The 14933-nt window shown below is 72.4% G+C and carries 16 protein-coding genes; 1 reads left to right on the forward strand and 15 read right to left on the reverse strand.

Features of this window, described 5'->3' with window-relative positions; all coding sequences use genetic code 11:
* From purF to WMI84_RS11765, 10 genes are all read right to left on the reverse strand, one after another.
* The coding region (gene purF / locus WMI84_RS11720) for an amidophosphoribosyltransferase (protein ID WP_347353332.1) at positions 1-1546 on the reverse strand (1546 nt) is incomplete at its 3' end.
* Positions 1547-1615: 69 nt separating this feature from the next.
* The gene (locus WMI84_RS11725; protein WP_347353334.1) at positions 1616-1936 is read right to left on the reverse strand and encodes a hypothetical protein; all 321 of its coding nucleotides are present in this window, start codon (positions 1934-1936) and stop codon (positions 1616-1618) included.
* Positions 1937-2162: 226 nt separating this feature from the next.
* Positions 2163-2975, reverse strand: coding sequence for an ABC transporter permease (locus WMI84_RS11730; protein WP_347353336.1), 813 nt, complete (start codon positions 2973-2975; stop codon positions 2163-2165).
* Entirely contained in the window at positions 2972-3889 is a 918-nt protein-coding gene (locus tag WMI84_RS11735) for an ABC transporter permease (RefSeq protein WP_347353338.1), read from the reverse strand. The genes WMI84_RS11730 and WMI84_RS11735 overlap by 4 nt, the downstream gene beginning before the upstream one ends.
* Positions 3890-3894: 5 nt before the next feature.
* A complete protein-coding gene (locus WMI84_RS11740; protein ID WP_347353361.1) occupies positions 3895-4791 on the reverse strand; it encodes an ABC transporter ATP-binding protein in 897 nt (298 codons plus the stop codon).
* A 176-nt stretch (positions 4792-4967) separates the two neighbouring features.
* Positions 4968-5525 (reverse strand): RNA 2',3'-cyclic phosphodiesterase, encoded by a 558-nt coding sequence (thpR, locus tag WMI84_RS11745; protein ID WP_347353340.1) that lies wholly within the window; start codon positions 5523-5525, stop codon positions 4968-4970.
* Between the two features lie 111 nt (positions 5526-5636).
* Entirely contained in the window at positions 5637-6818 is a 1182-nt protein-coding gene (locus WMI84_RS11750) for a CaiB/BaiF CoA-transferase family protein (protein WP_347353342.1), read from the reverse strand.
* A gap of 102 nt (positions 6819-6920) precedes the next feature.
* The gene (locus tag WMI84_RS11755; protein WP_347353344.1) at positions 6921-7166 is read right to left on the reverse strand and encodes a hypothetical protein; all 246 of its coding nucleotides are present in this window, start codon (positions 7164-7166) and stop codon (positions 6921-6923) included.
* Between the two features lie 186 nt (positions 7167-7352).
* A complete protein-coding gene (locus WMI84_RS11760; RefSeq protein WP_347353346.1) occupies positions 7353-7733 on the reverse strand; it encodes a sterol carrier family protein in 381 nt (126 codons plus the stop codon).
* Positions 7734-7735: 2 nt separating this feature from the next.
* Complete coding sequence (locus tag WMI84_RS11765; RefSeq protein WP_347353348.1) at positions 7736-8623, reverse strand: LLM class flavin-dependent oxidoreductase; 888 nt, start codon at positions 8621-8623, stop codon at positions 7736-7738.
* Positions 8624-8666: 43 nt separating this feature from the next.
* Between WMI84_RS11765 and WMI84_RS11770 the strand changes: the two genes are divergently transcribed.
* Positions 8667-9512, forward strand: coding sequence for a fused MFS/spermidine synthase (locus WMI84_RS11770; RefSeq protein WP_347353349.1), 846 nt, complete (start codon positions 8667-8669; stop codon positions 9510-9512).
* Between the two features lie 15 nt (positions 9513-9527).
* Here WMI84_RS11770 and WMI84_RS11775 read toward each other — a convergent pair whose 3' ends face one another.
* The 5 genes from WMI84_RS11775 to WMI84_RS11795 all read right to left on the reverse strand — a co-directional run bounded on the left by WMI84_RS11775 (position 9528) and on the right by WMI84_RS11795 (position 14811).
* Positions 9528-9992, reverse strand: a complete 465-nt coding sequence (locus WMI84_RS11775) for a PIN domain-containing protein (protein ID WP_347353351.1) — start codon at positions 9990-9992, stop codon at positions 9528-9530.
* Complete coding sequence (locus WMI84_RS11780; RefSeq protein WP_347353353.1) at positions 9940-10176, reverse strand: type II toxin-antitoxin system prevent-host-death family antitoxin; 237 nt, start codon at positions 10174-10176, stop codon at positions 9940-9942. The genes WMI84_RS11775 and WMI84_RS11780 overlap by 53 nt, the downstream gene beginning before the upstream one ends.
* Positions 10177-10250: 74 nt before the next feature.
* The gene (gene purL, locus WMI84_RS11785; RefSeq protein ID WP_347353355.1) at positions 10251-14153 is read right to left on the reverse strand and encodes a phosphoribosylformylglycinamidine synthase; all 3903 of its coding nucleotides are present in this window, start codon (positions 14151-14153) and stop codon (positions 10251-10253) included.
* 77 nt (positions 14154-14230) lie between these two features.
* On the reverse strand, positions 14231-14608 hold the full coding sequence (locus WMI84_RS11790) for a type II toxin-antitoxin system death-on-curing family toxin (RefSeq protein WP_347353357.1): 378 nt from the start codon (positions 14606-14608) through the stop codon (positions 14231-14233).
* Positions 14605-14811, reverse strand: coding sequence for a ribbon-helix-helix protein, CopG family (locus WMI84_RS11795; protein ID WP_347353359.1), 207 nt, complete (start codon positions 14809-14811; stop codon positions 14605-14607). Before WMI84_RS11795 ends, WMI84_RS11790 begins: the two co-directional genes overlap by 4 nt.
* Positions 14812-14933: the final 122 nt, after the last annotated feature.

Consider the following 14933-nt stretch of genomic DNA (forward strand, 5'->3'; position numbering starts at 1 on the left):
ACCCGCCGGTCCCGACCCCGATCGGCACGCCCTCGACATCGGTGTCGATCGACCGGTCGTGGCCGGTGCGCACCTCGAGCGGGAGCATCTCGAGCACGTGCTTGCCGACCTGCCCGTCCTCGGGCAGCTCGATCGGGTAGCGCCCGGTGAAGCACGCGGTACAGAGCGAGTCGCGGGGCTGCCCGGTGGCCTCGATCATCCCGGCCTCGGAGATGTAGCCGAGCGAGTCGGCCCCGATCGACGCGCGGACCTCCTCGACCCCCAGACCGGTCGCGATCAGCTCGGCCCGGGTCGCGAAGTCGATCCCGTAGAAGCACGGCCAGCGCACCGGCGGCGACGAGATGCGCACGTGGATCTCGGCGGCCCCGGCCTCGCGCAGCATCCGGACCTGGGCCCGCTGGGTGTTGCCCCGCACGATCGAGTCGTCGACGACGACGAGCCGCTTGCCGCGGATGGTGTGCCCCAGCGGGTTCAGCTTGAGCCGGATGCCGAGCTGGCGCAGCGTCTGGGACGGCTGGATGAAGGTCCGCCCGACGTAGGCGTTCTTGACGAAGCCCTGCCCGAACGGGATCCCCGACTCCTGGGAGTACCCGACCGCGGCAGGCACACCGGACTCGGGCACCCCGATGACCAGGTCGGCGTCGACCGGGTGCTCCCGGGCCAGCACCCGGCCCATCTCGACCCGCGCCTCGTGCACGACCCGCCCCCGGATGACCGCGTCCGGCCGGGCCAGGTACACGTACTCGAAGACGCACCCCGCGGGCGTCGGCTCGGCGAACCGGTGCGACCGCAGGCCGTCCCCGTCGATGGCGATCAGCTCACCGGGCTCGACCTCGCGGATCACGGCCGCGCCGATCGTCTGCAGCGCGGCCGTCTCGGACGCCACGACCCAGCCGCGCTCGAGGCGCCCGAGCGCGAGGGGACGGACCCCCCAGGGGTCGCGAGCGGCATACAGGGTGTCCTCGTCCATGAAGACGAAGCTGAACGCCCCACGCAGCTTGGGCAGCAGGTCGAGCGCGGCCTGCTCGGAGGTCTTGTCGGGGTCGGCGGTCAGCAGCGTGGTCACCAGCGCGGTGTCGGAGGTGTTGCCGCGCGCGAGCTCGCCGGTCACGCGCCCGCCGGCGAAGTGCTCGTCGACCATCTCGCGCAGCTCGACCGTGTTGATCAGGTTGCCGTTGTGGGCCAGCGCGATGGTGGTGCCGTGCGACCCGCCGAGGGTGGGCTGGGCGTTCTCCCACGTCGAGCCGCCGGTCGTCGAGTAGCGGGTGTGCCCGATCGCGAGGTGCCCGCGCAGCGAGCTGAGGGCCGTCTCGTCGAAGACCTGCGAGACCAGGCCCATGTCCTTGTAGACGAGGATCTTCTCCCCGTCGCCGGTGGCGATGCCGGCCGACTCCTGCCCGCGGTGCTGCAGCGCGTAGAGCCCGAAGTAGGTGAGCTTGGCCACCTCCTCACCAGGTGCCCAGACGCCGAAGACCCCGCAGGCATCCTGCGGGCCCTTCTCGCCGGGGAGGAGGTCATGGGACAACCGACCGTCACCGCGTGCCACTGGCCGATTCTCCCACAGTCCCCGAGCGGGTTCTGTGCTCGACGGGCGGTGCGATATCCGGACGGGTGCCTAACCGACCTTCTGGATGGCGTAGCCGACCGCCGCCCGTGACTCGCCGGCCGGGACGATCACGACCTTCCCGAGCCTTGCGTCCACGCCGATCCTGACCTCGATCTGGTCCACCGACCCGTGGGGTGAACAGGGTTGGAGCTGCCTGACGGCGGAGTGGCCGTCCAGCGAGAAGTGGGCGACCAGGCTGGCCTCTCCGGCACATCGCACGACGAGCCGATAGCTGCCCTTGTGCCAGGTCGAGCTGTCCTCGTCCTGGATGACCACCGTCTGCACCTGGTCGCCCTGCCACACCACCGTCGGCCGGGCACCCGCGACCACATCAGGAAGGCTGTGCAGGCCACGACGACTGAACCTCGCAAGACGAGACTGGCCATGACAACCCTTCGGCAGAAGTTTGATCGCTGTTGTCACCGTTTGGCTGACGTATACCGTAGAGACCCCGATAATGGACGTCAATCGTCAAACGTCGTGAGGTCCGTCGATGTGGACATCGTCAGGTGCGACAACGCGTGACTCCGGACCCGAGCCCCGCGCCGGCGGGCGCTCAGCGCAGGAACAGCGCCCGCAGCCGCACCGCGGTGAACCAGATGCCCAGGGCCGACAGGACCACGAAGTAGAGCGCGTGCCAGCCCGTCGCGAGCGCCAGGTGCCCGACCGCCAGGTCGCGCATCAGCTCGATACCGTGCCAGAGCGGCAGCGCCATGACGAGCCACTGGATGGCGGTCGGGAAGACGCTGATCGGGAAGAGCGTCGAGGAGAACAGGAACATCGGCAGCAGCGTCAGGGCGACGATGTCCATCTGCTGGAAGCTCTTGAGGAAACTGGTGACCGCCATGCCGAGGCTGGCGAAGCCGAGCGCGATCAGCACCGCGACCGGGATCATCAGCACCGCCCACGCGGAGGTGACCAGCCCCATCACGAGCATGACGACCATGAACCCGACGGCGTAGAGGAAGCCGCGGAACAACGCCATGGTGATCTCGCCGAGCGCGATGTCCATCGGCCCGAGCGAGGTCTGCAGCATGGCGTGGTAGATCTTGGCGAAGCGCAGCTTGAAGAACACGTTCCAGGTCGAGTCGTAGACTGCGCCGTTCATCGCCGAGGCGGCCAGCAGCGCGGGCGCGATGTAGGCGGTGTACGGGATCGGGTGGCCACCGGGCCCCGGCACCGTGCCGACCAGCCCGCCCAGGCCCAGGCCCATCGCGAGCAGGTAGAACACGGGCTCGAAGAAGCCGGACAGCATGACGACCCAGTTCTGGTTCTTGATGACCTTGAAGCCGCGCTCGAGCACCGAGCGGGTGTTGCGTCCGTACAGCCCGGCCAGCCGCCGGCGACGCGGCCGCGCGAGCGTGCTCACCGGCCCAGCCTGCGGGCGTAGGTGCGGCGCGCGAGCAGCACCCCGGCACCGGTGCACAGCAGCAGCACCACGACGTGCACGACGGTCAGCCAAGGGGCTTCGACCAGGCCGTATGCCGCTTGGCGGGCCAGCTGCGTGCCGTGCCACACCGGCGAGACCCATCCGATCCACTGCAGGTAGACCGGCATGACCGACAGCGGGAAGAAGGTCCCGGCGAACAGGAACATCGGCATGATGACGAAGCGCTGCACGAACGCGAACTGGTATCCCTCGTCGGTCAGGTGTGCGGCATACGCCTGCAGCGGGGCGCCGAAGGCGGCCGCGGTGAGCACCCCGATGGGGACGGTCAGCCAGGACCAGCCGCTCGGGGCGGCGCCGAACAGCAGGAGCATGACCCAGAAGACCGTCGACTGCAGGACGAACCGGATGAGCACCCCGCCCAGGTGCCCGACGGCGATCTGCTCCGGTGAGACCGGCGTCGCGCTAGGACCCCAGTAGAGCCGGCGCCACTTGAAGCCGGCCATGACGGGGTAGGTCAGCTCTCCCCCGACGGACATGACGACCGTGGCGACCAACAGGGCCGGGCCGACGAAGGTCAGGTAGGGCACCCCGCTCGAGCCTCCACTGCCCCCGACCGTGCCCACCCCGCGGTCGACGAGGGTACCCAGGCCCAGGCCCAGCGCGATCAGGTAGACGAGCGGCATGACGACCATGTAGAGGCCGATCGAGACCCCCCAGGCCCGGGCGTTGACCAGCCAGTACTCGATGTAGTACCACCAGCCCCAGCGCCGGGCCCGGCGCGCGAGGACGGCGGCGGGCGGCACCCGGCCGGAGGCGGCCAGGTGGGTCAGGTCGACCACCGCAGTGCCGGGACGTCCGGGGCCTTCCCGGCGACTCTCGTCGTGCTCGGACATGGCCATCAGTCGATCAGGCTGCGCCCGGTCAGGCGCAGGAAGACGTCCTCGAGCGAGGAGCGGCGCACGAGCGAGGTGATCGGGGTCAGCCCGCGCGCGGTGACCTGGCGCAGGGCGGCGTCGCCGTCGTCGGCGTAGACGAGCAGCCGGTCGGGCAGCACCTCGAGCCGGCTGCCGACATCGGCGAGCCGCTCGGCCGCGACGGCGTTGTGGGCAGCCCCGAACCGGACCTCGAGCACCTCGCGGGTCGAGTACTCGCGGATGAGCTGACCCGGGGTGCCCTCGGCCATGATCCGGCCGTGGTCCATGACGACCAGCCGGTCGCAGAGCTGCTCGGCCTCGTCCATGAAGTGGGTCGTGACGACCAGGGTGACCCCGACCTCCTTGAGCCGGAAGAGCCGGTCCCACAGGACGTGCCGGGCCTGCGGGTCAAGGCCCGTCGTCGGCTCGTCGAGCAGCAGCACCTGCGGCTCGTTGACGAGCGAGCGGGCGATGGTCAGCCGGCGCTTCATCCCGCCGGACAGGTCCCCGACCTTGGCCCCGGCCCATTGTGCGAGCTGGGCGAACTCGAGCAGCTCGTCGGCCTTGGGCCGCAGGTAGGAGTAGGGCAGCCCGAAGTAGCGGCCGTACATGATCAGGTTGTCCCGCACGGACAGCTCCTCGTCGAGGTTGTCCTCCTGCGGCACCACGCCGAGGTGGGCCCGCACCTCCGGCCCGGCCTCCGCGGGGTCGAGCCCGGCCACGGTCATCACACCGCCGGTGCGCTGCAGGGTGCCGCCGATGATGCGCATCGTGGTCGACTTGCCGGCCCCGTTCGGCCCGAGCAGGCCGAACGACTCGCCGTGGGCGATCTCGAAGCTGATCCCGTCGACCGCCCGGACCTGGCCGTAGATCTTGGTCAGGCCGACCGCCCGAACCGCCGGGTCGGGGCCGGATGCGACGACGCCGCTGGTGGGTGCGGTCAACCGGCTCGTCACTTCCGCAAGTATGCCGCAGCCCGCTTCTCGCAGGTCGGGCGTCTGGCCCGCCCTGCCGGCGTAGTGGGCGGCCGGTCCGGAAGGGTCGCTGGGACGGCTGTTCACGAGAGTGGGACCTGCGCGACGGTCTCGTAGCGGGGCCGCCGGCCCCGGCCCTCGCCGAGGTGCGACTCGACCAGGTGGATGACGCCGACTCGCCACTCGGGGCTCTCGTAGGCGCTGAGCGCCCGGATCCACCGCGTCGCCTCGGTCGGCCTGCGAAACCGGCCGAGCGTCACGTGCGGGTGGAAGCGCCCGCCGTCCGGGGTCGCGCCCGCCTTGTTGAACCCGCCACGGACCGATGCGGCGAGCGGGGCCAGGGCACCGCCGGCGTCGGCGATGCCCGCCCAGAGGACGCGAGCGGCATACGGGTTGGGGAAGGTGCCGGCACCCAGGAGCGCGAGCGTGAAGGGCTTGGTACGGCGCCCGCTGTGCTGCAGCCGCCCGGTCAGGTCGTCGAGGAGGCGTTCGGGGGCATCGGGACAGAAGGCCAGGGTGATGTGCCACTGGGCGGGATCGGTCCAGCGGATCCCGTCGGAGGCCTCGATGCGCGGGGCGAGATGCTCCTCGAGGTCGTCGAGGACCTCGTCCGGCGGGACGATCGCGGCGAACAGGCGCATGCGGGGGCAACGATCGGGCCACTGCGAGGTATTCCGCAGCTCACGGCGGGGCTGGTGGCCGCGACCCCGGTTGGGCGCGCCGGATCCCGACGGGACCGGTCTGCCGGGCGGTCAGGACTGCACCGCCGCCCCCGACGCGATCAGGGCGTCTACGTCCCCGATCCCCCACGCGGTCAGGGCCTGGCGGGTGTCCGACCCGGGGATCGGTGGGGGGGTGCTGAGCGCTCCCGGGGTGCGGGAGAAACGCGGCGCGGGGGTCGGCTGGACGAGCCCGTCCCGCTCGGCGTACGTGCCGCGCGCCACCAGGTGGGGGTGGCGCGGCGCCTCGGTGAGGTCGAGGACCGGGGCGACGCAGGCGTCGGTGCCTTCGAAGGTGCCGGCCCACTCGTCGCGGGTGCGGGTGCGGAACCTGTCGGCCAGCAGGGCCCGCAGGGCCGGCCAGGTGCTCGGGTCGCGGCGGTCGGGAACGGCGCCGGTCAGCCCGAGCCCGTCGAGCAGGGCGTCCCAGAACGGCTCCTCGAGCGCCCCGACGGCCAGCCATCCGCCGTCGCGCGCCTCGTAGACCGAGTACCACGGCAGGCTGCCGTCGAGGGCGTTGGTGCCGCGCTGCGTGGACCAGACGCCGCTACCGACCAGGCCGGCGACCATCGTCGCGAGGTGGGCGGTGCCGTCCACGATGGCGGCGTCGACGACCTGCCCGCGACCGCTCGTGCGGGCCTCCAGAAGCCCGGCGAGGAGCCCCATCACGAGGTACATCGCGCCACCGCCGAAGTCGCCGAGCAGGTTGAGCGGCAGCTGGGGCGGGCCTCCGGCCGGGCCGATCGCGGCGAGCGCCCCGGTGATGGCGATGTAGTCGTTGTCGTGCCCCGCGGACCGGGCGAGCGGGCCGGACTGGCCCCAGCCCGTCATCCGCCCGTAGACCAGCCTCGGGTTGCGGCCGAGACACACGTCCGGCCCCAGGCCGAGCCGCTCGGCGACGCCCGGGCGGAAACCCTCGACCAGCGCGTCGGCGGCCTCGACGAGCCGCAGCACCGTGGCGGGCCCGTCGGGGTGCCTGAGGTCCAGCGCGACCGAGGGCCGGCCGCGGCGCAGCAGGTCGGCCTCGGGTGGCACCGGCAGCGGCAGCGGCGTGCCGCCGGGCCGGTCGATCCGGATGACGTCGGCCCCGAGGTCGGCCAGCAGCATGCAGGCGAACGGACCGGGCCCGATGCCGGCGAGCTCGACGACCCGGACGGCGGTCAGGGGGCCGCTGCGCCGATCGGTCCCGGGGTCGGGGGCTGCACGGCTGGTCATGACGCCCATCCTGCCCTGCGGCCGGTGGCCCGAGCCTGTGGGCCGGTGGCCCGAGCCTGTGTGCCGTCGCCGCAGAGGCGGCGGGCCGGCCGAGGGCCGGGGTCAGTCTCCGGAGCGGCGGCGCAGCACGGCATCGAGGCCGATGGCGACCAGCCCACCCACCCCGAGGCCGATGAACAGGCCGAACGCCGCGAGGTAGGCGATCTCGGTGCCCGCGTCGTAGCTGGGTGCATCGGTGCCGAAGGCGCCGACGAGAGCGCCGACCAGCAGCCCGAGCACTCCCCCGGTGATCAGGAAGCGGACATGGTTCGGCGTGCGCCGGGGTTGCCGGCGGGGCTGGGCGCTCACCCGTCCAGCGTAAGCGACGCGCGCCACGCCGACCCATCCGCGGTGGGGGAACGCCGCGTTCACCCGACCCGGCGTGGCCCGGGGCCCGGCACCACCGGGCGCACCCGCGGTGCGCGACCGCGTCCAGTCGAGCGGCGTGACCCACGCCAGCGGCGGCACCAGGCCCGCTCGGCGCACGTGCGGCGCTCAGTCGGGCGGCGTGACCGACGCCAGCGGCAGCAGCCCGTCCAGGTGGGCCCGTTGGCCGCTCGCGCGCACCGCGTCGCTCTCGAGCGCGGCCGACCAGCTCAGGTCTCCGGTGACCAGACGCAGCCAGGTGCCCGCGTCGGTCTCGATGACGTTGGGCGGGGTGCCCCGGCGGTGGACCGGCCCGCTGATGCACTGGACCACGCCGTACGGTGGCACCCGCACCTCGACGGTGCGCCCCGGCGCGGTCTGCCCCAGCTCCTCGAGGGTGTAGCGCACGGCGGTCGCGGTCGTGGCACGATCGGCGGCGTAGCCGGCCCGGCGGCATGCCTGCAACGCCGCGCGGCCCTGCGCGACGGGGGTGCGGCGACGGGGTGGCATGCTCAGCCCCGCCACCGCGGGAGCACCTCGGCGGCGACCGCCTCGGCCACGGCGAGGTCACCCCGGAACGGCTCGCTCGCCCTGGGCCACGGCACGACCACGTCGGTGAACCCGAGCCCGTCGGCCCGGCCGACCGCTTCCTCGAACGCCGCGACGCTGGTCAGCGCGAAGGTCGGCTGGTCGTCGAGGTTGAGCACCCGGCGGAAGGTATGCCGCTCACGACCTCTCGCGGAAAGCGCCTCGTCGAGGCGGCGGCAGGCCTGCGCCACGCGCCGCCACCAGTCGTCCGCGCTCGCCACGCCTGGGCCACCCGCGGTGATCCAGCCGTCGCCGACCTCGGCTGCGAGCCGGATGGTGCGGGGCCCGTTCGCGGCGACCAGGAACGGCACGCGGGAACCGGCCGGCGTGCCGCGGACGGGCCCCGCGCCGGTGCTGACCTCACGGGCCTGATACCACTGCCCATCGGCCGTGACCTCGGTCTCGCGGCTGAGCCGGTCGAGCAGGCGGGCGAACTCGGCGAACCGGTCGGCCCGCTGTCGCACCGTGAGCTCGTGCCCGAGGATGCCCGAGTCGAGGTCGCCGCCGGCGCCGAGGCCGAGCAGGAACCGGCCGGCCGAGATGTCGCCGAGCGCGTACACCTCGCGCATGAGCTGGACCGGCTCGTGGTTGTTGGGCGTCGTGACGAAGGTGCCCAGCCCGATGCGGCTGGTCACGCCGGCCGCTGCCGTGAGCGTGGGTATCGCCGCGTACCAGGGGGAGTCGGGCAGCCCGCCCCAGGTGATGTGGTCGAAGGTCCACGCGTGGTCGAAGCCCAGGTCCTCGGCGGCCCGCCAGAGGTGCGCGGCCTGGGACCACCGCCGCTCGGGAAGGATCGTCACGCCGACTCGCATGGCTCCGACCCTAGCCATGGCGCCGGCAGGACAGAATGCCGACATGGCGACGGGAGCGGGCAAGGCGGCACCCCCGGCGCCCGACGACCGGGTCAGCCTGGAACGGGACGAGCTCGGCGGGGTCACGGTCTTCGTCGATGGACAGCCCCAGTCCTACGTCCGGCTCGACGACCCCCTGCTGCTCGCCTTCGAGTACGTCCAGCACCTGGCCCTCGCGATCGACGCGTGCTGTGCCGAGCCGCCCGCCCGGCTCGCCGTCACGCACGTCGGCGGGGCAGGGCTCACCCTGCCCCGGTGGGTGCAGGCCACCCGTCCCGGGTCGCCGCAGATCGTCTTCGAGCCGAACGAGGCGCTGACCGCGTTCGTCCGCGAGCGGCTGCCGCTTCCCCGTGGGCATCGCATCCGGGTCCGCCCGCAGGACGGGCTCACCGGTCTGCGGGCGCTCGGCACCGACTCCGCCGACGTGCTGGTCACCGATGCGTATGCCGCCGGGCGCGTCCCGGCGGAACTGGGTTGCGCGGCATACCTCCGCGAGGTCGCGCGGGTCGTGCGGCCGACCGGACTGGCGTTCTGCAACCTCGCCGACGAACCCGGGTTCCGCTGGGGGGCAAGGATGGTCGCGTCGATCCGCGAGGTGCTCCCGGAGGTCGCGGTCGTCGCGACGCACGAGGTGCTCAAGGGCAGGCGGTTCGGCAACGTGGTCGTGGTGGCGAGCGCCCGGCCGCTGCCCCTCGACGAGCTGCGGCGCCGCGTGGCCGGGGCGTCGCCGCCGACGGGCCTGCGTGCCGGCGACGTGCTCATGCGGATGCTCGCCGGCGCGAAGCCCTTCGGCGAGCGCGGTGAGCCGAGCCCGGTCCCGCCGGCGGCGGGCGGCTGGCGAGTCGTGTGAGCCGGACCGACCGGGTCACTCGGTCCGCTGCTGGACCTCGTGGATCGTGAGTCCGTCGATGCCGGCAAAGTCCCTGAGGTTGCGGGTGTAGAGGTCCAGTCCGTTGGCGACGGCGATGGACGCGATGAGGGCGTCGTAGGCACGCGCGGCGGGTTTGCGACCCGACCGGCGCAGGCCTGCTGCCAAGCGCCCGAATGCTCGCGCGGCGGCGGCGTCGAACGGCAAGGGATCGAAGTCTGCCTCGGCCTGCTGCAGATGCGCCTGACGCGCAGCCCGTTCGGACCTGGTGTGCGCGACATGCGGCCCGCCGAGAGCTCGGCCAGGGTCACGGCGGTGATCTGGGGTTGGGCAGGCAGGGTCTGTGGGTCGATGAGGGCCAGGTCGATCAACACCGAGGTGTCGAGCACTCCGTGCTCTGTCGGGTGGCTCACAGGCTCGGGTCGAGCAACGCGTCGAGGTCTGCCCGTAGCCGACCGACATCGAGCACGGGCAGGTGCGCTCGCCGCGCAACCAGCTGCTCCACAGCGACGGGCCGACGGGGCAGCGGCGTTACCGCAGCGACCGGCTCACCATCCTTGGTCACCGTGAGGGTCTCACCCTGCGCTACGCGTGCGAGGACTGCTGCGCTGTGGTTGCGCAGGTCGCGAACACTGACCACGCTCATGGTGGCAAATGTATCGCCCGTGATACATGAGGTCATTGATGTCAGGCTGCCGACCGACTCCCGGACCGTCCCGCTCAGCCGACCCAGACCCGTGCGTTGCGGAACATCCGCAGCCACGGGCTGTCCTGCTCGACCGGGGTACAGGTCCACGACAGCTGAATGTTGCGGACGACCCGCTCCGGGTGCGGCATCATCGCGGTGAACCGGCCATCGGGGGTGGTGACCGCGGTGAGCCCGTCGGGCGAGCCGTTGGGGTTGTGCGGGTGGGTCTGCGCCGGTGCCCCGTGGTGGTCGACGAAACGCACCGCCCGGGCCACGGTGGCGGCGTCGCCCTGCGCGGAGAAGTCGGCGTAGCCCTCGCCGTGCGCGACCGCGATCGGGATCAGGCTGCCGGCCATGCCGGAGAAGAGGACCGACGGCGAGTCGAGTACCTCGACCTGCGTGAGGCGGGCCTCGTACTGCTCGGACCGGTTGCGGGTGAAGCGCGGCCAGGCCTGCGCTCCCGGGATGATGCCGGCGAGCGCGCCGAACATCTGTGCTCCGTTGCAGATACCCAGCCCGAAGGTGTCGCCGCGCTGGAAGAAGCGCTCGAACTGCCCGGTGAGGCGCTCGTTGAACAGGATCGAGCGGGCCCAGCCCTCACCGGCTCCGAGCGTGTCGCCGTAGGAGAACCCCCCGCAGGCCACGATCCCGACGACGTCGGCCAGGTCGAAGCGTCCGGTCTGCAGGTCGGTCATGTGCACGTCGTAGGTGTCGAAGCCGGCCCGGTCGAACGCGAAGGCCGTCTCGACGTGGCTGTTGACGCCCTGTTCGCGCAGCACCGCGACCTTGGGTCGGGCGCCCCGGCCGACGTATGGCGCGGACACGTCCTCGGTCGGGTCGAAGGTCAGCGCGAGCGTGAGGCCCGGGTCGTCGTCGGCGCCGAAGGCCTCGTGCTCCTCGTCGGCGCACGCCGGGTGGTCACGCAGCGCGGAGATCCGCCACGACACCTCGTCCCAGGCCTGGGCGAGGTCGCGCACGGACTCGTCGAGAGCCGGGTGCCCGGCGACGCCGACCCGGACCCGCCGGGTCACGCGGGTGCGGCCGACCACGGACGTGAGAGCACCCAGACCGTGCCCCGTCAGCACCTCGCGGACCGTGGCCACCTCGTCGTTGTCCACCCCGAGCACGACACCGAGCTCCTCGGTGAACAACGCTGCGACCGTGGGGACGTCGAGGTCGATGCCGGTCGCCCCGGCGAAGGCCATCTCGCACGCCGCGGCCCACAGGCCACCATCGGAGCGGTCGTGGTAGGCCGGGGTGATCCCGCGGCGGCGCAGCTCGGCGAGCGCGCCGGCCAGCGCGACGAGGCGGGCGGGGTCGTCGAGGTCGGGCACCTCGCTGCCGAACGCGCCGGAGACCTGGGCGAGCATCGAGCCGCCGAGCCGGTCGCGGCCGGCGCCAAGGTCGACCAGCACGAGCGTGGTCCCGCCGCGCAGCTGCGGCGTCCACGTGCCGCGCACGTCCGGGAGCGACGCGAAGGCGGTGACGACGAGCGACACCGGCGAGGTGACCTGCCGGGGCTCGCCGGTGGCCGGGTCGGTCCAGCGGGTGCGCATCGACAGCGAGTCCTTGCCGACCGGGATCCCGATGCCGAGCGCCGGGCACAGCTCCATCGCGACGGCGCGCACGGTGTCGTAGAGCGCGGCGTCCTCGCCCAGCTCCCCGCACGCCGCCATCCAGTTGGCCGACAGCTTGACCTGGGACAGCGAGTCGACCGGTGCCGCAAGGAGGTTCGTCAGGGCCTCCCCGACCGCCATCCGCCCCGAGGCGGGCGCATCGAGGCAGGCGAGCGGCATACGCTCACCGCTGCTCATGGCCTGGCCCGCGAGGCCGACGTAGTCGGACAGCGTCACCGCGACGTCCGCGACGGGCACCTGCCACGGCCCGACGAGCTGGTCGCGGTGGGTGAGCCCGCCGACCGTGCGGTCCCCGATCGTGACGAGGAAGCGCTTCGACGCGACGGTCGGGTGCCGCAACACGTCGTATGCCGCCGAGCGGAGCTCCAGCGCACCGACGTCGAGCTCGTCCCCCACCCGGGCCACCCGCGTGACGTCACGGGTCATCCGGGGCGGCTTGCCGAGCAGCACCTCCATCGGCAGGTCGACGGGGCGGTCGTCGTCGGGGTGGTCCCCGGGACCAGGCGCCACGACGAGCTGCGCGTCGTCGCGCGCGACGCCGACGACGGCATACGGGCAGCGCTCACGGTCGGCGAGCGCCGCGAAGCGGGCCAGCGACTCGGGCGCGATCGCAAGGACGTAGCGCTCCTGGCTCTCGTTGGACCAGATCTCCTTGGGCGAGAGCCCGGACTCCTCCAGCGGGACCTGCGACAGGTCGAAGCAGGCGCCGAGGCCCGCGCCGTCGACGAGCTCGGGGAAGGCGTTGGACAGCCCACCCGCGCCGACGTCGTGGATCGCGAGGATCGGGTTGTCGGCGCCGAGGCTCCAGCAGTGGTTGATGACCTCCTGTGCGCGTCGCTGGATCTCGGGGTTGCCGCGCTGGACCGAGTCGAAGTCGAGCTCGGCGGCGTTGGCCCCCGAGGCCATCGAGGACGCGGCGCCGCCGCCCATCCCGATGCGCATGCCGGGCCCGCCGAGCTGGATCAGGAGCGTGCCGGCGCGGAAGACCACCTTGTCGGTCTGGTCGGCGCTGATCGAGCCGAGACCGCCGGCGCTCATGATCGGCTTGTGGTAGCCGCGGCGCACGCCGTCCACGGTCTGCTCGTAGACCCGGAAGAAGCCGCCGAGGCCCGGCCGGCCGAACTCGTTGTTGAACGCTGCCGCGCCGATCGGGCCGTCCGTCATGATCTCGAGAGGGGTGGCGATGTGGTCGGGCCTGCCGTAGCGGTCGCGCTCCCATGGCTCGTCGGTGCCGGGCAGGTGCAGGTTGGACACGACGAAGCCGGTCAGGCCCGCCTTGGGCTGGCTGCCGCGACCGGTGGCGCCCTCGTCGCGGATCTCGCCGCCGGCCCCGGTGGCCGCCCCCGGGAACGGGCTGATCGCGGTGGGGTGGTTGTGGGTCTCGACCTTCATGAGGACGTGCACGTCGTCCTGACAGGCGGCGTAGCGGCTCGGACCGTCACCCTCGCCCTCGGGCAGCCATCTCGTGGCCCGGCCGCCGGTCATGACCGAGGCGTTGTCCCGGTAGGCGACGATGGTGCCCGCGCCGGCGACCTGCTCGGTGTGCCGGATCATGCCGAACAGCGAGCGCGACTGGGCCTGCCCGTCGACCACGAAGCGGGCGTTGAAGATCTTGTGCCGGCAGTGCTCTGAGTTGGCCTGGGCGAACATCGTCAGCTCGACGTCGCTCGGGTTGCGGCCCAGGCCGGTGAAGGCCTCGACGAGGTAGTCGACCTCGTCGTCGGCCAGGGCCAGGCCCCAGGCCTTGTCGGCCTCCTCGATGGCCTGGCGGCCCCGGGTGAGCACGTCGATCCGCTGCATCGGCTCGGCGTGCTGCTCGGTGAACAGGGCTGCTGCGGCCGCCACGGACGGCAGCACCGCGTGGGTCATCCGGTCGCTGAGCACGACTGCAGCGGCTGCCCGCTCGGTGTCGGTCAGGGGCACAGCCGAGGCGAGGTGGTACTCGGTCAGGCGTTCGATGCGTTGCAGCTCGACGCCGCAGGTGTGCGCGATGTCGGTCGCCTTGGAGGCCCACGGCGAGATGGTGCCGAGCCGGGGTGCCACCACGATCGTGGTGTGGTGGGCCCCCTCCGGGCGCTGGGCCGGGGGCGGGCCGTAGGTGAGCAGCCGCGTCACGGTCTGCGTCGTCGCGGGGTCGAGCGGGCGGTGGCTGGCGACCAGGTGCACGTGGCACGCGGCCACCCCGGTGATGACCGGGACCGCGTGCTGCAGCCGGGCAAGCAGGCCCGCGGCGCGGAAGTCGGAGAGGGCGTTGCCGCCCGGGACGGTGGTCAGCACGAGGTCGTGCGACGGAGCCATGGGTGTGCGGTCTCTCGTGATGGATGGGTGCGTGACGGATGGGGTGCGTGCGGCGGTGCCGCACCCGAGGCTACCGGTCAGCATCGACGGGGGACGACCCGCAGCCGTTCCGCGATGACCTCGACGTCGCTCAGGCCGGCGGCGACCTCGAGCATGAGGTCGTAGACCTCGTCCTGGCTCAGCGCCGGCTCCAGGTCGTTGATGTCCAGGAACACGACCGCTGCGGTCCACGCCAGCCGCTTGTTGCCGTCGACAAGGGCGTGGTTGCCGGCAATCGACTGCAGTAGCGCGGCAGCCTTGAGAGGCATGGTCGGGTAGGCGCCATCCCCGAAGAGGGTGACACCAGGTCGGCCCAGCGCGGAGGCGAGCAGTCCAGCATCGCGGACCGGTCCCACGCCAAGACGCCCGATGATGAGCAGGATGCTGTCGAGATCGAGGTACTTCGCGGCGGTCACGTGGCAGCCAACCGGTCGAGGACGTCCTTCCACTTCGCAAGGTTGCGGTCCAGGCTCTGCTCGACCTCGACGTGCAGGTCAGCCCGGTGGTAGTAGTCCAGGACGGCCTTGCGGATGACCTCCTGGCGGGAGCCACCCTCGGCCGCGACGAGGGCGTCGAGCGCCTTCTCGAGCTCGCTGTCGGTACGCAGAGTCAATGCCATATCTGATGGTATCACTTTGATACCAGACGTGCGATCACGCGAGGTGCCCTTCTGGGGTACCGCTCGGGGCGACCGGCTCACTCAACGACGCACCCAGCCGACCGCCACGCACCATCCCGCCC

Source organism: Intrasporangium sp. (assembly GCF_039812505.1).
In the GTDB taxonomy this organism is placed as follows: domain Bacteria; phylum Actinomycetota; class Actinomycetes; order Actinomycetales; family Dermatophilaceae; genus Intrasporangium_A.